At 72.6% G+C, this 19,955-nt stretch carries 14 protein-coding genes; 5 read left to right on the top strand and 9 right to left on the bottom strand.

Annotated elements, in window-relative coordinates:
• Positions 1-45 precede the first annotated feature (45 nt).
• From PPSIR1_RS19755 to PPSIR1_RS19745, 3 genes are all read right to left on the bottom strand, one after another.
• On the bottom strand, positions 46-498 hold the full coding sequence (locus PPSIR1_RS19755) for a hypothetical protein (protein WP_006972897.1): 453 nt from the start codon (positions 496-498) through the stop codon (positions 46-48).
• Between the two features lie 10 nt (positions 499-508).
• Positions 509-904 (bottom strand): RCC1 domain-containing protein, encoded by a 396-nt coding sequence (locus tag PPSIR1_RS19750; protein WP_006972896.1) that lies wholly within the window; start codon positions 902-904, stop codon positions 509-511.
• Between the two features lie 136 nt (positions 905-1,040).
• Entirely contained in the window at positions 1,041-2,039 is a 999-nt protein-coding gene (locus PPSIR1_RS19745; protein WP_006972895.1) for an alpha/beta fold hydrolase, read from the bottom strand.
• 56 nt (positions 2,040-2,095) lie between these two features.
• Between PPSIR1_RS19745 and PPSIR1_RS19740 the strand changes: the two genes are divergently transcribed.
• From PPSIR1_RS19740 to PPSIR1_RS48060, 3 genes are all read left to right on the top strand, one after another.
• A complete protein-coding gene (locus PPSIR1_RS19740; protein ID WP_006972894.1) occupies positions 2,096-3,700 on the top strand; it encodes a SulP family inorganic anion transporter in 1,605 nt (534 codons plus the stop codon).
• 213 nt (positions 3,701-3,913) lie between these two features.
• Positions 3,914-5,116 (top strand): serine/threonine-protein kinase, encoded by a 1,203-nt coding sequence (locus tag PPSIR1_RS46325; protein ID WP_006972893.1) that lies wholly within the window; start codon positions 3,914-3,916, stop codon positions 5,114-5,116.
• Positions 4,999-6,807 carry a tetratricopeptide repeat protein gene (locus PPSIR1_RS48060; protein ID WP_006972892.1) on the top strand — a complete coding sequence of 603 codons (1,809 nt, stop codon included), beginning with the start codon at positions 4,999-5,001 and terminating at the stop codon, positions 6,805-6,807. The genes PPSIR1_RS46325 and PPSIR1_RS48060 overlap by 118 nt, the downstream gene beginning before the upstream one ends.
• Before the next feature lie 21 nt (positions 6,808-6,828).
• Here PPSIR1_RS48060 and PPSIR1_RS19725 read toward each other — a convergent pair whose 3' ends face one another.
• From PPSIR1_RS19725 to PPSIR1_RS19710, 4 genes are all read right to left on the bottom strand, one after another.
• Entirely contained in the window at positions 6,829-7,035 is a 207-nt protein-coding gene (locus tag PPSIR1_RS19725; RefSeq protein WP_006972891.1) for a hypothetical protein, read from the bottom strand.
• Between the two features lie 96 nt (positions 7,036-7,131).
• Positions 7,132-8,370: an STAS domain-containing protein gene (locus PPSIR1_RS43240; RefSeq protein ID WP_006972890.1), complete on the bottom strand. Its 1,239-nt coding sequence runs from the start codon at positions 8,368-8,370 to the stop codon at positions 7,132-7,134.
• On the bottom strand, positions 8,367-9,557 hold the full coding sequence (locus PPSIR1_RS19715; protein WP_006972889.1) for an FIST signal transduction protein: 1,191 nt from the start codon (positions 9,555-9,557) through the stop codon (positions 8,367-8,369). The genes PPSIR1_RS43240 and PPSIR1_RS19715 overlap by 4 nt, the downstream gene beginning before the upstream one ends.
• Before the next feature lie 302 nt (positions 9,558-9,859).
• Entirely contained in the window at positions 9,860-13,888 is a 4,029-nt protein-coding gene (locus PPSIR1_RS19710; RefSeq protein WP_006972888.1) for a serine/threonine-protein kinase, read from the bottom strand.
• Positions 13,889-14,239: 351 nt separating this feature from the next.
• On the opposite strand from PPSIR1_RS19710, the gene PPSIR1_RS19705 reads away from it, so the two are divergent.
• Complete coding sequence (locus tag PPSIR1_RS19705) at positions 14,240-16,045, top strand: AMP-dependent synthetase/ligase (RefSeq protein ID WP_006972887.1); 1,806 nt, start codon at positions 14,240-14,242, stop codon at positions 16,043-16,045.
• Between the two features lie 37 nt (positions 16,046-16,082).
• Positions 16,083-17,606, top strand: coding sequence for a phosphodiester glycosidase family protein (locus PPSIR1_RS19700; protein ID WP_006972886.1), 1,524 nt, complete (start codon positions 16,083-16,085; stop codon positions 17,604-17,606).
• A 15-nt stretch (positions 17,607-17,621) separates the two neighbouring features.
• Here PPSIR1_RS19700 and PPSIR1_RS19695 read toward each other — a convergent pair whose 3' ends face one another.
• Both PPSIR1_RS19695 and PPSIR1_RS19690 read right to left on the bottom strand, forming a co-directional pair.
• Positions 17,622-18,959 (bottom strand): ICP22 family protein, encoded by a 1,338-nt coding sequence (locus PPSIR1_RS19695; protein ID WP_006972885.1) that lies wholly within the window; start codon positions 18,957-18,959, stop codon positions 17,622-17,624.
• 83 nt (positions 18,960-19,042) lie between these two features.
• Positions 19,043-19,924, bottom strand: a complete 882-nt coding sequence (locus PPSIR1_RS19690; RefSeq protein WP_006972884.1) for a hypothetical protein — start codon at positions 19,922-19,924, stop codon at positions 19,043-19,045.
• Positions 19,925-19,955 lie beyond the last annotated feature (31 nt).

Below are 19,955 nucleotides of genomic sequence, written 5' to 3'. Positions count from 1 at the left end.
CCTCCATGTCAGGGCCGGTCCGGTCCGGGCCGGTCTGGGCCGGGCCTAGCTCGCGGCGTCGAGGCGACGCTCGAGCGCTTCGTACTCCGCGAGGCGCTCGGGGCAGAGCTCGGCGCGCATGAGCGACAGGGCGTCCGTCGCTTGCTCGAGCGCAGGCGGGTTCATGGCCAGCGCCTCCTCGAAGCGGACCATCGCCTCGGACAGCCGCTCCTCGTCGTCGAGGGCGTCGTAGTCGTCCTCGGGCTCCGAGGGCTGAGCGCCCTCGTCGCGGCGCTCGGGCTCGGCCGTGGCCGACTCGGGTCGAGTCGAGTTCGCCTCGTCGACGCTCCGCCCCGGGATGAAGGCCCGGGGGCGGGGCTGGGGCCCCTCTTCATCCGCTGCGAGGGCTCGGCCGTCCGCGGCGGGCTCGGCGTCCGCGCGGGCCCCGAGGGTGAAGGTGACGGTGAGGGCGAGGCCGAGGCCGACGACGCTGGTGAGCATGAGCTTGCGCTGGTTCATGGCTTCGCTCCTACATGTTGGCGAGCACGCAGGCGGTGGAGGTCTGGGGCGAGACCGCGGTGATCGGCTGGCCCAGGTCGATGAGCGGGACCGCGTTGGCGGGCTCGTCGTCGCCGTAGTAGGCCTCGGGGAGGGCGAAGCCGAGGCGGCCGTGGTCGTTGCGGCCCCAGCAGCGCAGGTGCTGGTCTCCGAGGACCGCGCAGGTCTTGGCTCCGCCTGCCGCGATCTGCGGGGTGAACTCGCCGAGCTGGCCGGGCTCTACGGCTGCGCTCGCGCTCGCCTCGTCGCTCTCGAATGCTTCGCTCGGCTCGTCCCCGCAGGCCAACAGGCCGAGGCACGACAGGGCGAGGGCGAGACCGGGTGAGCTCCAAAACGTGGGCGAGACGCGACGGGGTGGGGTGGCCATGACTTCTCCTCGAAGGGGGCTCGGCTTGGGCGGCCCCGGTTCACAGGAGGAGTTAGACGACGTCTAAGAAGATTGATCCCCGTAGATGAGTGAGAAGGCTCAACGAGTTGTGAGCCGGTCCCAGACTCGTCGCTCGCTAGTCCTCGTCGTGGTCCCAGCCCGTAGCCCGACCGCGCTCGGGCTCGTCGTCCGCGCTCGAGGGCGCGGCGGCCTCGGCTGGCTCGGCGGCGCGGCCGAGCCAGCCGGCGACCCAATGCCACGCGAGCTTGTTGGCGGGATCGGTGACCAGCGCCATGTGGCTGGGCCGCAGCTTGGCGAGCTCGCCGGGGGCGTCGTCGCGCCCGAGCACGACCAGCTCGCGGGTGGCCACGGGGGCGGTCCAGCGGCTCGCCGACTGCGGCCGGCCCATGATCCAATCGCCCTCGGACACGAGGTGCAGCACGGGGACGTCGAGGGCTTCGAGGGCGGCCCAGTAGTCCGTCTTGCCGTCGACGGAGCACCATCGGTTGCTGCGCAGCCACGACCAGGCCTGGCGCCAGTAGCTGCGCGGCTCGTCGGCGGAGCCAAAGCGAGCCCAGCGGATCGGCAGGTAGCCGACGAGCTCGATGATCATCATGGGGATCCAGTAGAGCAGGCGCTTGAGCAGGCGCCGCCACCACGAGGGCTCGAAGCGGCGGTTCCACATGTCGCAGGCCAGGGCCGCGATGGCGTGGACCCGCGGATCGTTGCGCGTGCCTTGCCAGGCCAGGGAGACCTGGCCGAACAAGCTGTGGCCGACGAGCAGCACGGGCAGCTCGGGCTCGACGGAGGCGGCCAGGTCGACGTAGTGGCGCACGTCGGCGATGAGGTCGTCGTAGGTCCAGTCCCCGCCGTCGCTCGCCACCGGCCCGCTCTCGCCGTGGCCGCGCAGATCCGGGACGAGCACGCGAAAGCCCGCGGCGACGAGCACGGCCGCGAGGGTCGGGCGATCGTCGCGGCGCAGGGTCCAGCTGTCGACCATCATCGCGTGGCCGAGGACGACCACCGCCCGAGCGGCCCGCGGCGCGGAGAAGGCCGGGCGGTAGTCCCACACGCGCAGCAGCCAGCCGTCGTCGGCGCTCAGGGAGTGGAGGACCGGAGGGGGCAGGGGCTGCACGCCGTGGTTGTACTGCGATCGTCTGGACCTGGATAGCCCCGCCTGCGCCCCCAAACATGCTATTTGGGGGCGTGCGCCCCTTTGTCCGCGGAGACGTCGACGGCTTCTTTGGCCTGGCCCTCGACAACCTGGTCCAGCTCCTGCTCATCGACGCCCTGTGCCGCTCACCCTACGTGCTCGGCTTCAGCGACGAGCTCGTGCGCGGGACCATCCTGCCCGGCGCGGCCATCTCCTTGGTGGTCGGCAACCTCTTTTACTCGCGCCAGGCCCTCAAGCTCGCCGAGGCCGAGGGCCGGGACGACGTGTGCGCGCTGCCCTACGGCATCAACACGGTCTCGCTGTTCGCCCACGTGTTCCTGGTCATGCTCCCGGCGAAGATGGCGGCGGAGGCGGCCGGCGTCGACGATCCCTCGCGGGTCGCCTGGCAAGCCGGCCTGCTCGCGTGCCTGGGCTCGGGCCTCATCGAGCTCGGCGGCGCCTTCGTGGCGGACAAGCTCCGGCGCATCACCCCGCGCGCGGCCCTGCTCTCGACCCTCGCCGGCATCGCCCTGGGCTTCATCTCGCTCGGCTTTTTGTTCCGCACCTTCGCCCACCCCATCGTCGGCCTGGCGACCCTGGCGATCGTCTTGCTGACCTACTTTGGCCGGGTCAAGTTCAAGGGCGGCCTGCCCGGGGGCTTCGTGGCCGTGGCCGTGGGCACGGCGCTGGCGTGGGCCATCGGCCTGGCCCCGGACGGCGAGGCGCCCACGGGCAGCGTGGGCCTGATGCTGCCCGTCCCGGTGATCGGCGACGTGTTCGCGGCCCTGTCTCGGCCCGGGATGCTCGCGGCCTACTTCGCCGTCATCATCCCCATGGGGCTGTTCAACGTCGTCGGCTCCCTGCAGAACATCGAGTCGGCCGAGGCCGCCGGCGACCGCTACGAGGTCGTGCCCTCGCTGGCGGTCAACGGCGCGGGCAGCATCGTCGCCGCGCTGTTCGGCTCGTGCTTCCCGACCACGATCTACATCGGCCACCCGGGCTGGAAGGCCATGGGCGCCCGCGCCGGCTACTCCGTGGCCAACGCCGTGTTCGTGACCCTGGTGTGCCTGTCGGGGACCCTGGCGTGGATCACCTGGGCCGTGCCCGTGGACGCCGGCATGGCGATCGTGCTGTGGATCGGGCTGGTGATCACCGCCCAGGCCTTCCAGGCCACGCCCAAAGAGCACGCCCCCGCCGTGGTCATCGGCCTGCTCCCGGGGGTCGCGGCCTGGGGCGCGATGATGGCCAAGAGCGGGCTGCGAGCCGCGGGCATGGGCAACCCGGACCAGCCCTTCAACGAGGCCCTGATCGAAGCCTTCCCGGCGGACACGTGGATCGACGGCGCCTTCGCCCTCGAGCAGGGCTTCATCTTCACGGCGATGATCCTGGCCACGGTCACGGTGCTGATCATCGAGCGCAAGTTCACCGTCGCCGGGCTGTGGCTGGTCGCCGCGGCGGCGCTGGCGAGCACGGGGCTGATGCACGGCTACCGCTGGACCATCGGCGACACCGTGCTCGACGTGTTCGCGCCCTGGCGCCACCCCGAGCGCCTCGGCTGGGCCCTGGGCTACCTGGCCATGGCGGCCGTGCTGTTCCTGGCGCCGACGGTGACCGAGCCCGACGACGCCGCCCACGGGCCGTGACCTCTCCGCCAGGGCGACATCACCGGGGGCGACTCGACCCTGGTGTTGCCGAGAGGTCGTGTGTCATGATTCGCGCCTGCATTGATTGTTGACACTCGAAGCCCGGTGAGGCGTGGGGGCGAGCCCGCTCGGGTCTGCGCGCGCGAGCTCGCGATGGAGCGCGTTCGGCTTGGAGTGTAGCCATTGCATTGCTAGGGGCTGCTACGATGGGTCGTGGGCGCGAAGGTGGGGAGGCAGCAGGCGCGAAAGCGCGAGCGAGAGCTGCTCGAGGGCATCGGCGACTTTGAGGTGCTCGAGCGCCTCGGGGCCGGTGTCATGGGCGCGGTGTGGCGGGCCGTCGATCGCAAGCTCGGTCGGCCCGTGGCGATCAAGCTGCTCTTGCCCCACAAGCGCGGGACCCGGGCCCAGTCGCGCATGATTCGCGAAGCGCGGGCGCTCGCGCGTCTGGTCCACCCCAACGTGGTCGCGGTCTACGAGGTCGGCCTCATCGAGGACGAGGACCCCTGCCGGGCGCCGGTCTACATCGTGCTCGAGTTCGTCGCGGGGCAGACCATGGACGAGTGGATGGTCGAGCGCCGCGGCCGTCGGCGGCCCGGGGGATGGCGCGCCGTCGTGTCCATGTACCAGGGCGCGGGCGAGGGCCTGGCCGCGGCCCATCGCGCGGGGCTGATCCACCGGGACTTCAAGCCCGCGAACTTGCTCATTGACCACGGCACCGGCGCGGTCAAGGTCGCCGACTTTGGCCTGGCGGCCGTCGGTGACCTGCCCGAGTCCGCGGGCTCGACCCTCGGCGGCGGGGTCGACGAGGAGGGCTCGAGCTCGGGTCTGGACCACTCCCGGGACCACGCCCGGCTGACGCGGATGGGGGCCGTGCTCGGGACGCCCGCGTACATGGCCCCAGAGCAGCTCCTGGGCGAGCCCGCGACGGCGGCGAGCGATCAGTTCGCCTTTTGCCTGTGCCTGTGGGAGGCCGTACACGGCGATCGTCCGTGGCGCCATGGCTCCCTCGAGGAGCTGCGCTCGGCCGCGGCGCGGCGCAGCCTCTCGCCGGGGCGTCCGCTGGAGAGGGTCCCGCGCTGGCTCGACCGCGCGCTGCGTCGGGGCTTGGCCCTGGAGCCCGAGGATCGCTTCCCCAACATGGAGGCGCTGCTGCGCGAGCTCGACGAGGGCCCCCGGCGGCCGCGTCGTCGGTGGACGGCGGTCGCGCTCGGGGCCTCGCTGGCGGTGGTCGCCGGGGCGAGCTCGTGGTGGACGGCGGAGCGGGCCGAGCGGACCCCGAACGCGCCCGACCTCGGCGCGTGCGAGGCCGCGCGTTCGCACCTCGCCGAGAGCTGGAACCGGCTCGGGCGCAGGCGCTGCTCGGGGCCTTCGAGGCCCTCGGCGGGCCCTCGGCGCGGCCCGAGGCCGAGGCGGTGAGCCGCTTCGTCGACGCCCGCGTGGCCGTGTGGGCCGAGGAGTACGAGGGCCTGTGCGCGCGCGCGGCCGAGGCCCCGATGAGCGAGACGGACCGGCGCATCAGCGCGTGCCTCGAGCTGCGCAGCGCGGAGCTCGACGCGATCTTGGGGGTGCTCTCGTCCGGGGAGGAGGGCTCCACCGACGGCGGCGTCAGCCTGGCCCACGAGACCCTGACCCTCGGGCCGTGCACGGACTCGAGCTTCCTCCCGCTGCTCCCCGAGGACCCCGAGCTGCGCGCGCGCTTCATCGAGCTGCGCGCTCGCGTGGCTCAGCTCGCGGTGCTCCAGGGCAAGGTCAGCCCGGCCGAGCTCGCGGGCCTGCGGGCCGAGGTCGAGCTCCTCGACCACCCGCCCTTGACGGGGGCTTACGCCCTCGTCGAGGCGCGCTATCGCGAGGTCCAGGGGGACGAGGAGGGCTACGAGCGCGGGCTGATCCGGGCCTACGAGGCGGCGGCCCTCGGCGGCCACGAGCCCCTCGCGCTCTTCGCCCTGGGCCGGCTCGTGTTCCTCATGGCCAAGCAGCGCCGCTTCGACGAGGCCGAGTGGGTGCTGCGCCAAGGCGAGATCCTGGACGCGCGCTGCGGGGCGGCGAACCCCCACGAGTCGGGCACGTGGAAGAACGGCCGGGCGCTCATGGCCTTCCTCAGCGGCGACAAGGAGACCGCGGCCGAGGTCTGGAGGCAGTCGTGGGAGCGCTACTCCAAGATCCCCGGCGGGGAGAACCTGGGCCTGGGGACCCTGGGCAACTACGCCACGGCGACGCGCCACCTGGGCCGGCGCGGCGAGGCGCGGGGGCTCTACCTCCGGGTCATCGAGCTCGAGCGGAAGCTCTACGGCGACGACGACCCCAGGCTGTTTCCGCCCTACCTGGGCCTTTCCCTGGTCGAGTGCGAGCGGGACACCGAGGCCTCGAGCCTGTGGCTGGACGAGGCCGAGGGCGTCGCCAAGATGTCCTCGCAGCGGGCCCTGGTCCTGGCCAACCGCGCGGAGCTCCACCTCGGGCGCGGGGCCTACGGGCAGGCCCGCGACGCCGCGTTGGCTGCGACCGAGGCCTACGCGGCCATCGACAAGCGCGGAGAGCAGGCCTGGGTCGGCTCGGGCCTGTTCGAGGCGGACGCCCTGGCCATGCTCGGGGACTACCCGGCCGCGAGGGCGCGCCTCGAGCAGACGCGCGCCGAGGCCGACGCGACCTACGACGGCGACCTGCCCTACCCGGAGCTCTTCGTGCTGCTCGACGCGACCTTGGCCCTCGAGCAGGGCAAGCTCGAGGCCGCCGAGGCGGCCCTCGAGCGCGGCCGAGGGATGGGCGTGGACGCCATGGACAGCCTGTCCCGAGGGGGGCGCTTTGACTTCCTGGCGGCGGAGCTGGCCCGGCGCCGGGGAGCGTGGGCCGAGGCCGAGGCCCACGCGCGGGCCGGCCTCGACAGGGGCGGCAGCGTCACGGTCAACGTCCACGTGCTCCAGCCGCGCTTGCAGCTGTTGCTGGCGGAGGTGTTGTGGGCGCGGCCCGAGGCTTCGCCCTCCGCGGAGCGCGAGGGCGAGGCGCGGGCGCTGGTGGAGGGGGCCCGGGACCAGCTGCAGCTCGCCGCCCCGACCCCAGGACGCGCGGCGCTGCTCGCCGAGGTCGAGGCGTGGTTGGGCGCGCACGGCTGAGGCTCCGGGGCGCGGCGGCGTTCAGTCGTAGAGCTCCACGGCGCGCCCTTGCAGCGAGGGCCGGCACGGGCGCTCGAGCAGGAGCCGGGCGAGGAGCTCGCGGTAGGCCGCGTCGTAGAGCGCCATCGCGTCCTCCCACTCCTGGTTGCGGAAGTGGGCGTCGACCTCGGCGTAGGGCTGCATGGCGCGCTCGATTCGCTGGGCGTCGGTGATGGGCTCGGGGGGCACCAGCGGGGGCTCGGGGGCGCTCGGCCGTAGTCGGGGGAGGCCGAGGAGGGGAGGGGGGCGGCGGTCGCGCTCTCGACATGCGGGGCCGAGGCGGCCTCAGCGGGCTCCGAGCCGAGTGGCGAGGGCGGCCTGGACCGAAGACAGGGTCTCGACGTCGGACAGCTCGACGCCGAGGCTGGCGAGGGTCAGCGCGACCGCGGGGGTGATGCCGGTGAGGATGCAGTGCGCGCCGATCAGCCCGAGGGCGCGGGCGAGGCTCGTGAAGTGGTGGACCGTGTTGGTGTCCATCGTCGACAGGCCGGTGAAGTCGATGATGACCTCGCGGATCTGCCGGCTGGCGACGGCGTCGAGCAGCTCCGCGGTGATCTGCATGGCGCGCTCGTCGTCGACGGAGCCGATGATCGGGAGGCAGACCATGTCGGGCCACACCTGGATGATGGGCGTGGACAGCTCGGCGATGAGCGCGTCTTTTTGGGCGGAGGCCTGGGCGAGGTCGGCGTTGAGGGCTCGGGCCCGGTAGTGCGCGGCGATCAGGTCGGTGAACAGCACGAGGAAGGCGGCGTCCGCGTCGTCGAGCCCGCTGCGACGCTCGACGACCACGGCGTATTGAGTGGGGAGCCGGTCCGTCGCGCGCGAGTAGTGAAAGTTCTGGCGGAACACCGTGTCGTCGACGGGCGCGTCGGCGCCGGGCGGCCCGAGCCTGTCCGCCTCCCCAGCCATGGCCAGGCACTCCCAGCCCTCGGCGCAGGCCCGATACATGGCGGCGCCCGAGAAGGTCAGGGGCTTGGAGGTCAGGAAGGAGACGGCGGCCGTCGGGAGGGCGTCCGTGTCGATGTCAGCGATTCCCTGGGCGCCAAAGTTGACCAGCGAGGCCATGGCCTCCGTCGTCCACATCGTCCGCGCGGCGAGGTGATCGCGGAGGCTCTGGGTCTCGCGGTCGAGCTTCTCGGCGAGGATCGAGCGATCGTGTCGCTCCCGGGCGAGCTCGAGCTCGCGGTGACCCAGGGCGTCGCGCAGCGCGTGAACCTGGGCAGACTGCTCGAGCCAGGCGTCGGCGAGCTCCGCGAGCACGGGGACGCTGGCCTCGCTGACCTCGAGGCGCCACAGCTCCGGACCCAGCTGGGTCTTTCGCCGGGGCTCGCCCGGGCACAGCAGGACGCCCCGGAGCTTGCTGAGCAAGGGCCCGAGGCGTCGCTCGACCCCCGCCGGGTCGCGGCTCCACAACGCGATGGGCCCCGAGCGCAAGATCCGGCGAGACGGCTCGGGGAGGTGCTCGAAGCCCGGAGGCGCGTCGGCCTCCATGCTCAGGTAGCGGTGGGCAGCTGGCTTGGTCATGGAGCTCGGTCGGGCGTCCTGGGACGACCCAGGAGCGCGACCACGAGTGAGACGTTGTGGAACAGGTTGGTCGAGTAGCTGCCGTCCGCGCGGCGTCGGGGCGCGATCTCTCCGAGGGAGGGGAAGCCGATGAAGGGCAGGTCGGGCAGGTTGTCGCGGATGACCTCGGCCTCTTCGCCGTAGCGCTGACCGAGGAACCACTTGCGGCCGGCGCAGCTGATGGCCAGGCCAGCGACGGGCTCGAAGTCGAGGCGCTCGCGGTCGAGAGCGTCGAGCACGCTGCGCGCACCGGCGAGCAGCTCGTCGCTGGTGACCAGGGCCACGCGCACGTGCTGGCCGACCTCGACGGGGCCGAAGGTCTCGAGGGCGCCGTCGCTCCGCTGCCAGTTGGACACCGAGCGGTACTGCGGGTCGGCCATGTCCGCCGAGGACGCGCACTCGAAGTTGAGCACGCCGATGTCCTGGTTGGTGAAGGTCGAGGCGTCCTTGGCGAGGCGCTTGGCCGTGAACTCGATGGCCGGGAGCCCCTCGATGCGCTCGAGGGTGTTGCCCGTCGCGGCCTCGACGACGCCGCTGGCTCCGACCGCGCTGGCCCCGTTCTCGACCCCGAGGGCGAAGGCTAGCTCGCCGGTCAAGCCGAGCAGGCCGACGGCGTTGGCGCGGGCCTGGTCTCGGTGGATGACCAGGCTGCGCTCCATCTTGCGGTCGTCGGAGGTGATGCCGCCAAACACGGGGCAGTCGAGGACCTCGTTGATGCCCTCGACGACCCGGTTGTCCCCGCACTCGAGCCCGTCGTAGAGGACCATGGCCAGGCGCACGGGGGCCTCGCCGGCCGAGCGCGCGATGGCCTCGGCGGCGCGGCGGGCTACAGCCCGAGAGTCGGCGCCGAGCTCGGGCTCGACGTGGACGTGGACACCGAGGGCGCCCGCGCTGGCGATGCCGAGGGCCGCGACGCCGATGTCCGCGGCCGCGCGGGTCTCGAAGAAGCCGTCGCCGGTCCCCCCGAACACCTCGACGTCCTCGCGCCCGAGGCCGTCGACCAGGCCCTCGTGAAAGTCCACGAAGTCGTAGTGGATCGAGGCGAATACGACGACCAGCTCGGGGGCGAGCTCGGCGAGCTCCCGGCCGACCTCGAAGCCCGCGTCGTAGCTGTCGAGCTTGGTCGAGCTGGCTGAATGTGCACGCATGCTGTCTACCTCCGGGCGATCACAGCACGGCGGGGGAAGCGAAGCAATCCTGACCTCGGGACGGGGGGCGAGGTCTCGAGGCGGTGGCGACCCTCTATCGACTAAAGCTGTCGTGGACGACGCCACACCCTCCCTGTCCCACGTCCACGACCCTGATCAGAGCCGATGAGTGATTCGCCCCCTTGGGGGCGACCCAACGCCCATGCGAAGGCACGAACGTCATTGCCCACCAAGCCAGAGCGGAGGAGCGGACAGCGACGGAGCGCCCCGGTCTCCAGCTCCCTGTGGGGGCAGAGCAGAGCTCAGCGGCGGTAGAGCGGGCTGACCCACTCGACGAAGCGCCGCGGGTCCTGGATCCCCTGGAAGCGCAGGTAGCTCTCCCCGGCCTCGCGCAGCTCCGCCGACTCGTGGCCGTGGGTCATGTCGGCCAGCCGAAGCTGCGCCGCGGCCAGGCGGGATTGCATGCCGAAGCGCTCGAACTCCCCCGCCGCCCGCCGCAGGCTCCGACGGACCAGGTCCTCGTCGCCGCGCAGGGAGTGGAGGGCGGCCCACATCAGCTGGGTCTCGCCGCCCTGGAGGGGGTCGACCTCGTCGGAGCGTTCGCCGAGGGCGCGCTCGAAGGCCTGGACGCGCTTGCCGTCGCCCGGGGCGCGCAGGGCCGCCCGCATGGCGCAGCGGCCTCGGGCGCCGACGACCTGCTCGCGGATCAGCGGGACGTGGTGCATGCCCGAGGCGCGGAGCTGACCGGCGACGCGCTCGGCGAGGGCGAAGGCCTGGTCGAGCTCACCGGCGAACAGGTGGACGTTGATGCCGGACAGGTCGAGGGTCAGGTCGGGGATGGTGTAGCGGGAGGCCTCCCACACCTCGCGGCCCTCATCGAGCAGGCGCTGGGCGGCCTCGCCGTCGTCGAAGTCGAGCATCACCGTCGCCCCGATGCCGGCGAGGGACGCGAGCTCGTGGAGGTTGCCGTGCTCGCTCGCGGTCGTCAGCCAGCGGGGCAGCTCGCGGCGCAGCTCGGCGAGCTCGCCGGTGTAGACGCAGGTCTCGGCGTAGCGGATCGCGGCGTAGGCCCGGACCCAGTCGGCCCCCGGCGCGGCCTGCATGCGCCGGCTCAGCTCGGCGAGGCGCTGGCGGGCCTCGGGCATGCGGTGGCTGAACCACTCGACCATCGCCTCGGCCAGATCGATGGCGCGGTCGAGCTCGGGATCGCGGACCTTGGCCGCGAGCTCGCGGGCGTCGACCAGGCCCAGGCGCGCGCGGTGGAGTTGGCCCGTGGCCGCGTGCACGACGTGCTCTTGGGACAGGACCAGGCCCAGGCGCCGGGGCTCGCCGGCCTCGCGGGCGAGGACCAGGGCGCGGGCGTGGAAGGCCTGGGTCAAGATCACGTCCTGGAGCGCCAGGCCCGTGGCGACGTTGAGCAGCACGTCGAGGCGATCGAGGAGGGCCTTGGGCACCTCGGACTCCTCGCGCAAGATCTGGGGCCTGCGCCAGCGGTCCCGCCACCACAGGCGCAGGCGCTGGCGGAGGATCATCCACACGGCGGCGCGGAAGCTCCGGGGCATGGGCTCGCCGACGTCCTCGAACAGGCCGCGGCTCAGGTCCAGGCCCTCGTCGAGGCGACCGGCGCGGAGCAGCTGCTCGGCGGCGCGGCGGTGCAGGCCGCGGGCTTGCTCGGGCTTGGCGACCACGGCGAGCTCGAGGATGATCTCGGCCGCCGCCGCGCCGTGGCCGAGGTTGATGCGCTGCTGGGCGAGGGCCAGGCGCAGGGCTCGACGCTTGGCCCCGGGGGCCGTCGGCGGCAGCAGCTCGAGGGTGCGCTCGTAGAGCTCGACGGCGCGGGCGAAGGCCAGGGCGTCGGCGGCCGCCTTGGCGGCCTGCTCGGCGAGGGCGGCCGCGCGCTCGGCCTCGCCGCCGCGGGCGAGGTGCTCGGCGAGGGTCTCCCGGTCCGCGCCCAGGGGCTCGATGGCCTGGGCGAGCTCGAGGTGCAGGCCGCGGCGCTCGTCGGCCTCGAGCTCGCACAGCACGACCTCGCGGATGCGGCCGTGGGCGGCGTCGATGGCCTCGTCGCTGGCCTCGCTGGCCAGGCTCAGGGCCGCGCTCCCGCGCAGGTCGAGGCTCCCGTGGGTGCGCGTGCGTCGGAGCAGGCCGAGGCGCACGAGCTCGCCGAGCAGGGCGTCGAGGACGACGACGTCGTTGCCGTGGAGCGCGTCCAGGGCCGGGCGGGGCAGGGGACCCCCGGCGATGGCGACGAGGGCGATGAGCCGGCGCAGCAGGGGGTCGAGGTCGACGATGCGCCGGGCCACGACCTCGTCGAGGCTGACCTGGACCCGGCCCTCGCCGCCCTGGCTGGGGTGGAGGTCCGAGCCGATCGCCAGCTGCCCGAGGAAGAAGGGGTTGGCCCCGGTGCGCTCGACGAGCGCGCGCGCCTGGGCGCGGTCGGTGCCCTCGCCGAGCAGCTGCACGGTCAGCTCGAGGGCGTCCTCGGGGGCGAGGGCCCCGACGTGGAGCTCGCGGACGTCCCGGCCGGCGACGGCGCTCGCCGAGCGCAGCTCGGCCATGGCCTCCGAGCGCGGCTCGAGGTCGTCGCGGAAGCTCAGCACCAAGAGCACGCTCGGCGGCTCGGGGGGCCGCATCAGCGCGGTCAGCAGGCGCACGCTGTCGAGGTCGGCCCACTGAAAGTCGTCGATGGCGAGGACCAGCGGGCGGCGCTGGCTCATGCGCTGGAGCAGGGCCCGGAGCGCGCCGAGGCCCAGGCGGCGCAGCTCCGCGGCCTCGGCTTGGGGCGGCGCGGGGGCAGGGGCCCCAGGCTGGCCTTGGCCTTGGTCCTGGCCCTTGCGCCGCCACACCCCCATGAGCACGGGGAAGATGCGCGTCAGCGCGGCGAGGTTGGGCGGCTGGAGGGCGGCGAGCTCGTGCTCGTGCATGCGCCGCAGCTGCACCGACAATGCGTCGATGAGGGCGTCGACGCCCTTGTAGGGCACGGACTCGCGCTCGAGGCAGCGGCTGCTCAGGATCAGCGCGTCGGACTTGCGCCGGGCTCGGGACAAAAAGCGGCTCAGCAGCGCCGACTTGCCGAAGCCGCTGGCGCCGTGGAGGTGGACGGTCACGGCGGAGCGGGCCTCGCTGAGGTCGCGGAGCGAGGCCTCGAGGTGGGCGAGCTCGGCCTTGCGGCCCACGAAGGACACGCTCGGCCCCGGCCCGCTGACGGCCACCGACATCGACGCGCCCGGGCTGGGCGTGCGCGGCCCTCGGGCGAGGGTCCCCAGCTGGCCCGACGCGCTGTCCCCCGCGCTGCTGCCCGAGGACGACTGCCCGCCCTCGGCGTGGACGAGCGCGGCCATGGCCTCGATCAGCTCGCGCCCCGAGGGCCGGCTCTCGGGATCGAGGGCCATCATCCGCATGCACAGCTCGCGCAGGGGCTCGGGGATGCCGGTCACGCGCGCGCCGGGATCGGGGATCTCGCCGGCTTGCTTGTCGAGCATGACCTGCAGGCTCGAGCCCTTGAAGGGCAGCTCGCCGGTCAGGCACTCGAACAGCATCACCCCGATGCCGTAGATGTCCGCGGCGGGGCCGGCCGTGCCCGAGAGCGCCTGCTCCGGGGACATGTAGGCCGGCGTGCCGATCAGCGCGCCGTCGTGGGTCAGGCCCTCGTCCTTGCCGGTGAGCTCCGAGACCAGGCCAAAGTCGAGCACGACCACCCGGCCCTCGCGGTTGACGAGCACGTTCGAGGGCTTGAGGTCGCGGTGCAGGAACTGCGACAGGTGCAGGTGGTGCACGCCGTCGAGGAGCTGGCGCAGGGCCCGGGCGAGGCGGACGAGGTTGGGCAGCTGCCCCGGCGGCGTACGCCCGCGCACGTACTCCGTGAACGGCGGCCCGTCGACGAGCTCCATGGTGAAAAAGGGCTTGCCCTCCCGGGGGACGACGAGCTCGACGAGGCTGATGAGGTTGGGGTGCTCGACGTCGGCGAGGGCCCGGAACTCGCGCTTGAAGCGGTACAGGGCCGTGGGGCTCGCGCGGCCGAGGACCTTGAGGGCGACGAGGTCGTCCGCGTCCGTCCCGAGCAGCGCGCCGCTGAGCCCCTCTCGACGCCCGAGCCCGCGGCGCTTCGAGGGTCGGGCGGCGTAGACCTCACCCATGCCGCCGGCCCCGAGGCGGCGCACGATCTCGTAGTCGCCGAGGCGATCGCCGATGGCGATGTCGGCCCCGACCGCCGCGCCGCTTCGGGCGATCGATCCAGGGGAGCTCCCCGTCGGGGTGACGTCGAGTGTCCCATGGGCGGTCTCATCGGCCGCCATGGTCTCGTCGGCAGGGTGCTCGGTGCGCTCGCGCATGCGAAAGGGGGCGCGAGCCCGAGGGAGGGCCCGGCCGGGGGTGGGTGCGAGTTTATCGCGGCGAACTCCCGCGGCACGACGTTGGCGCCTCGGTGGGTGTTGCGGGAGGCCAGTCGCGGATCGAGGCAGGCGAGCTCGCGGCGCCCCTGGCCACGAGCGGGCGCTCGCGGCCCTGGAGCGGGCTGTGGTCCCGAGCACGGGAACGCGATCTGGCTATCTCGTGAACCATCCTCACCCTCGCGCAACGCTGTTTGTTCGCCCAGAGGCCTACAAACTACACTTGAATACCCCATCCCTTGTCGGCTAGATCACGCGTGCACGTCTTTTCACGTGCGCAGCTGAGACTCCGCGATGGCCAAGAACTCGATCCTCGACCTCCTCCTCGATCAAACCAAAAGCCGCGGCCAGGAAACGGCGTGCCTCGTCAAGGCCGACGGGAAGTACGGCCCGGTGACCTGGAACCAGCTGTGGGCCGACGCGCGCAAGGTGGGCAAGGCCTTGATCGCCGCGGGCATCGAGTCGGGCGACCGGGTCAACGTCATCGCCCACACCTGCTACCGGTGGATCAGCACGGACATGGGCATCCTCGCCGCGGGCGGGGTGACCGTGCCCATCTACCCCTCCAACTTGCCCGACGAGTGCCAGTACGTCACCGACCACAGCGGCGCGCGCCTGGTGTTCGCCCAAAACGCCGACCAGGTCGCCAAGTTCATCGAGCAGCGCGACAACCTCGCGGGCGTCGTCAAGGTCGTGCAGTGGGAGGGCGAGGTCGCCAGCGACGACGGCTGGGTCATCACCTGGGACGCCTTCCTGGCCGCCGGTGAGTCCGTCAGCGACGAGCAGCTCGACGCGCGCAGCGCGAGCCTCAGCCCCGACTCGATCCTGACCATCATCTACACCTCCGGCACCACCGGGCGGCCCAAGGGCGTGGTCCTGACCCACTCGAACATGCTCTACGAGGCCAAGGCGACCGCCGAGATCGGCCTGCTGCGCACCGACGACATCCAGCTATTGTTCCTGCCCATGGCCCACGTGTTCGCCAAGGTGCTCGAGATCGGCTGGCTGGGCACGGGCCACGTGCTCGCCTTCGCCGAGAGCATGAACACCATCCGCGACAACCTCGGCGAGGTCCGGCCCACGCTCATGGCCGGCGTACCCCGGGTCTACGAGAAGTTCTACGCCGCCGTCGTCGACAAGGGCATGGCGGCCGAGGGCATCAAGAAGAAGATGTTCGAGGGGGCCATGCGCGTCTCGGCGCTCAACGGCGAGCTCGAGGAGAAGGGCGAGAAGCTGGGCCTGATCGACAGCGCCAAGTTCGGCCTGCTCAAGAAGACCGTGTTCTCCAAGGTCGGCGAGGGCATCCAGGCCATCCTCGGCGGCCGCATGCGCGCGATGGTGTCTGGCGGCGCCCCGCTGTCCAAGAAGATCGCGTGGTTCTTCCGCGACGCCGGCATCGTGCTCGTCGAGGGCTACGGCATGACCGAGAGCTCGGCCGCGACCACCATCGGGCGCCCGACCAACAACCGCATCGGCACCGTGGGCGAGGCCATGCCCGGCACCAAGATCAAGATCGCCGAGGACGGCGAGGTGCTCATCCAGGGCCCCGGGGTCATGCGCGAGTACTGGCGCAACGAGGAGGCCACCAAGGAGACCATCATCGACGGTTGGCTGCACACCGGCGACATCGGCGAGCTCGACGACCGGACCCAGACCCTGCGCATCACCGACCGCAAGAAGGACCTGATCATCACCGCGGGCGGCAAGAACATCCCGCCGCAGCGCATCGAGAACGCGGTCAAGGTCCACAAGCTGATCTCGCAGTGCGTCGTGCACGGCGACCGGCGCAAGTTCATCTCCGCGCTGATCACCCTCGACGAGCAGCACCTGACCAGCTTCGCCAAGGACAACGGGCTCTCGGGCAGCTACGCCGAGCTCAGCCAGGACCCCAAGGTCCGCGCCGAGATCGAGCGCGTCGTGGCCGAGTCCAACGCCGAGCTGGCCAGCTACGAGACCATCAAGAAGTTCAAGATCCTCGACGCCGACCTGTCGATCGAGACGGGCGAGCTGACCGCCAAGCTCTCGGTCAAGCGCAAGGTCGTCAGCAGCAAGTTCGGCCACATCTTCGACGGCTTCTACGCCGAGTCGTTCAAGAAGTGAGGGCCTCGGCCCCGGCGTTCGCGGACGGCGGGGCCCGATGAGCGGCGCCGACGGGCGCTCCTGGCTCGAGCCCTGCGCCGAGTTTTGTCGGGCCGAGGGCCTCGAGCCCAGCTTGCTGAAGCTCCTGGACGGCTTTCGAGCCCCGGACCCCCGGGGCGGTCCGCCGCCGCCCCCCGAGCCGCGGGCCCACGGAGACTTCGCCGCGCTCGAGGCCGAGCTCCTGGTCGAGCCCGTGTTCGAGGACCTCGCCGGGGAGCTCGTCGGGGTCGACGCCAAGCAGGCGGCGATGTTCGCCCGGCGCCTGCGCAGCCTCGACGGGGCCTTCGCCGAGGCGCCCGAGGACGCGGGCGCTCGCTTGCTGCGGGTCGGCTTTCGCCAGCGCCTGCGCGGCATCGTCCACGCCCCGGGGCCGCGGGCGCTGCGGCTGCGGGCCCTGGGCGACTTTTACTACAGCCACCTCGCGCGTCACCGCCACCGTCGCCGGGACCTGCCCAGCGTGGTCGAGCGGTTGGGGGCCCTCGCCTTCGAGGCCGTCGCCCCGGGCCTCGAGCACGCCCGCGTCGCGCAGGCCTGCGCCGAGGGTCCCGTGCACCTCAACGTGCTGCGCGTCGATCCCCAGCGCGTGCGCCTGGCCGTGGACGACCGCCGCGAGGGCGTGCGCGCCGGCCAGCCCTTCACCGAGTGGACGCGCCAGCGCGGGGCCACGGCCGCGGTCTCGGGGGGCTTTTTCCTGTACTCGGAGCCGGACATCGAGGCTCCGAGCGCGCGCTACGACCCGGTCGGGCTGCTGCTCGGCGAGGGCCGCTGCCTCAGCCCGCCGGTGTTCGCCCGCGGGGCCCTGCTCCTCGACGCCGAGGGCGGCGTGGCCATCGAGCCCCTGGGCCTGGGCGGGACCCACCTGCGGCTCGCGGATGGCAGGCCCCTCGACGCGGCCGAGGCCGCCCGCTGGAACCGCTCGCGGGCGCGGATCGGTCCCGACGCGCCGAGCCTGGCGATCGTCGGGCGCCGGGTCGTCGCGGTCGGCCGCGGCTTGCCCGTCCCCCTCAACGGCTTCGTGGTGCCGACTCCGGAGACCGTCGAGGTCGGGGCGGAGGTCGCCTACGAGCCCCTGCGCGGCTCTGGAGGGCGCCCCCTCGTCGCCGGGATCGCGGGCGGCCCGATGCTCCTCGAAGGCGGCGCGCTCACCTTGGATCTACGCCGCGAAGACTTTTGGGGCTCCGCGCCGCCGGTCACCTTCTCCCAGGACGAGACCGGCGACCAGAACCTGCTCCCGCGCCTGGCCGTGGGCCTCGACCACGCGCAGCGTTTGGTGTTCGTCGCCGTCGACGGCCGAGACTTTGGCCGCGCCCTCGGCATGACCCTCGGCGGGGTCGGCGAGGTGCTCCAGGCCCTGGGTTGCCACACCGCGACCAACCTCGACGGGGGCGCGTCCAAGCGCATGGTGTTGCGCGGGCGGGCGCTGGATCTGTCGAGCACGGAGCTCCAGGGCAGCGGCGACACGGCGACGGCGGGGCGGGTCCGGCCGGTGCACTCGGCGATCTCGATGTTCGCGGATCGTTGAGCGACTGGCTGAGCGCTAGTCGCCCTTCTTCTTGCAGCCCGAGTACCCCGCCTTGACCTCCCCGCCGCGCTGCTTGGGCGCGTCGGTCCAGTCGAGCAGGCGCCCGTTGTTGCCCAGGGCCTCTTGAATCACCGGGTTCTTGAAGGTGCAGTTCATGCCCTGGGCGATGGTGTGGATGCGCTTGGCGGCCTCGAGCTGGCGGTCGAGGGGGCTGAGGACCCAGCGGGTCAACGAGCGCGGGTCCTTGCGCTGGATGTCGATCCACACGTTGAGGTGCGAGGCTCGCTGGGTGTCGCCGCGGCGGAAGATCACCAGGTTGACGGTCTTGGGATCGACGTTGTTCTCCATCTCGATCAGCCCGGTGTAGAAGTTGCTCGAGCACGCGAGGTTGGTATAGGGGAAGCCGCCCACGCCGTAGATCGGGCCCATGTCGTCGCCGCAGTAGAGCACCCGGGGGGTGCCCAGGATGTCCGCGCCGCCGAGGAAGTAAAACAGCGGCGCGCTCGACAGGTCGGCGTCGGCGTAGGCGAGGAAGATCGAGACCGGTGAAAAGCGCCGGCCCTTGCCGCGGCGCAGGCGGGCGGCGGTGATCAGGTCGACGCGCTGGACGGCGTCGGCGACCGCGGCCTTGGCCGGGAACAGCGAGCGGTACAGGCCCTTGACCGACTCGACGGAGAACAGGACCTCGTTGAAGTCGAAGATCTTGCCGGAGTGCGAGACCTTGGCGTAGCGCTGGTCCTCGGGCATGGCGTAGACGTCGAGCTGGTGGATGTTCCGCCACTTGCGGATGTAGATCGGGGCCTCTCGACGGGCGCGCAGGCGGACCCGGACGGTGCGCACGTGGCCGGTGAAGTCGGACTTGATCGGCTTGTGGCGGCGGTGCGCGCCGTAGAAGTCGTAGACGGCCAGGGGCGCTTGCCAGCTGCGATCGGTGCCGCTCGGCTTGGACTGGATCGGCTGGCTGACGCCGTGGTCGTTGGGGGTGTTGCCCGCGGGCGGGCCGTCGTCGTTGCCGGCGTCGGGCAGCGCGGGTTCGACGGGTTCTTGCGCGTGCTGGCCGTAGTCGTGGCCGTCGGGCTCTTCGAGGTCGTCGGGCGCTTCGTCGAAGCCCGGGTGCGCCCCGAGCCCGTAGCCGCTCGCTGGCAGGGCGTCCTCGGTGTCGCCGTGGACGTGGGCGTCTCCGTGCTCTTGGGGCTCGGGCGTGTTGAAGGCGTCGATGTGGTCTTGTTCGACGCTCTCGTCGAGCTCGGGGAAGGCGTGGTCGAAGCACTCGGAGAGCTCAGCGAGCTCGGGCTTGTCGTTGCCCGAGCCGTACCCGTACCCGTAGTTGTCTGGCGTATCGTCCTGGCCCATGCCCCATCATCGGCCAGGATGGCGCTGGAGTGGAGTTTTCGGCGTTCCTGGGCCCTCACCCCGCGCGCGGGCGGGGTGTTGGCTCAGCGCTCGGGGAGCAAGGCGAAGCGTCGCTGGCGGTGGGGCCAGCGCGCGAGCAGCTCGGGCGTCCCCGCGAGCACGCACCGACGCAGCCGCTGGAGCCGGCTCCAGTCGGCCGCGTGGCGCTCGACGTCCTCGATCTGCGCGAGCAACAAGAGCGCGTCGCTGCGTCGATATTCGTCTTCGAGGGCCCGCTCGTAGTGGGCCTGGGCGGCGCGCTGGTACTCGTCGGGGTCCATCCCCGGGAAGGGGTTGATGGGCATGAGCACCGGCAAGATCATGCCCAGGGCGTGGCCGGCCTTGGCGATGTAGGGGCCGTGGCCGTGGCCCGGGAGGTTCTGGGCGCGCTCGTGGAAGGCGGCCTCGACGGTGGGCAGGGCGTCCGGGCAGGGCACGACGAGGGCGTGGGCGGTGGCCGGGGGACCTCCCGGGGCGCAGACCTCGTGCATCCACGCCGGCCCGAGGCGGACGCGGTCGCGCGGGAGCAGCAGGCCGTGGGCGCCGAGGGCCGACCACAGCGCGTCCGCGGAGGTGTAGGCGCTGCTCCAGTCGACGTGGGCGAGGACGAAGGGTCCCTGGCGCGGGGCCCAGCCGGGGGGCTCGAGCACGAGGCCACGGACGCGGTGGTCGGGGAGCATGGCCGCGGCCAGCTCGGCGGCGCGGGCCTGGGCGCGCTGGGGGGGCGAGGGCTCGAGGCTGAGCGCCAGCCACTCGCCCGCGGGCTCGCCCTTGGCCAGGAGCCAGTCCGCGACCACGGACCAGCTCGGGCAGCTGCCCGCGGCGTCCAGGGGGCGGGCGGACAGCTCTCGGCCCAACGCCGCGAAGATCGGCTCGGCCTCGCGCCAGCGTTCCGGCACGGGGGGGCGCGCGCTCTCGGGGGCCATGGCCGCATGCTACCGCAGACCGCGTCTATGA

It is taken from the genome of Plesiocystis pacifica SIR-1, assembly GCF_000170895.1.
GTDB classification, from domain to species: domain Bacteria; phylum Myxococcota_A; class Polyangia; order Nannocystales; family Nannocystaceae; genus Plesiocystis; species Plesiocystis pacifica.
This window is presented reverse-complemented; position numbering and strand designations above follow the sequence as displayed.

Coding starts and splice junctions, on each gene's coding strand:
- PPSIR1_RS19755 (WP_006972897.1), bottom strand. CDS start 498: ATGAACCAGCGCAAGCTCATGCTCACCAGCGTCGTCGGCCTCGGCCTC.
- PPSIR1_RS19750 (WP_006972896.1), bottom strand. CDS start 904: ATGGCCACCCCACCCCGTCGCGTCTCGCCCACGTTTTGGAGCTCACCC.
- PPSIR1_RS19740 (WP_006972894.1), top strand. CDS start 2,096: ATGCTATTTGGGGGCGTGCGCCCCTTTGTCCGCGGAGACGTCGACGGC.
- PPSIR1_RS43240 (WP_006972890.1), bottom strand. CDS start 8,370: ATGACCAAGCCAGCTGCCCACCGCTACCTGAGCATGGAGGCCGACGCG.
- PPSIR1_RS19715 (WP_006972889.1), bottom strand. CDS start 9,557: ATGCGTGCACATTCAGCCAGCTCGACCAAGCTCGACAGCTACGACGCG.
- PPSIR1_RS19710 (WP_006972888.1), bottom strand. CDS start 13,888: ATGCGCGAGCGCACCGAGCACCCTGCCGACGAGACCATGGCGGCCGAT.
- PPSIR1_RS19705 (WP_006972887.1), top strand. CDS start 14,240: ATGGCCAAGAACTCGATCCTCGACCTCCTCCTCGATCAAACCAAAAGC.
- PPSIR1_RS19700 (WP_006972886.1), top strand. CDS start 16,083: ATGAGCGGCGCCGACGGGCGCTCCTGGCTCGAGCCCTGCGCCGAGTTT.
- PPSIR1_RS19695 (WP_006972885.1), bottom strand. CDS start 18,959: ATGGGCCAGGACGATACGCCAGACAACTACGGGTACGGGTACGGCTCG.
- PPSIR1_RS19690 (WP_006972884.1), bottom strand. CDS start 19,924: ATGGCCCCCGAGAGCGCGCGCCCCCCCGTGCCGGAACGCTGGCGCGAG.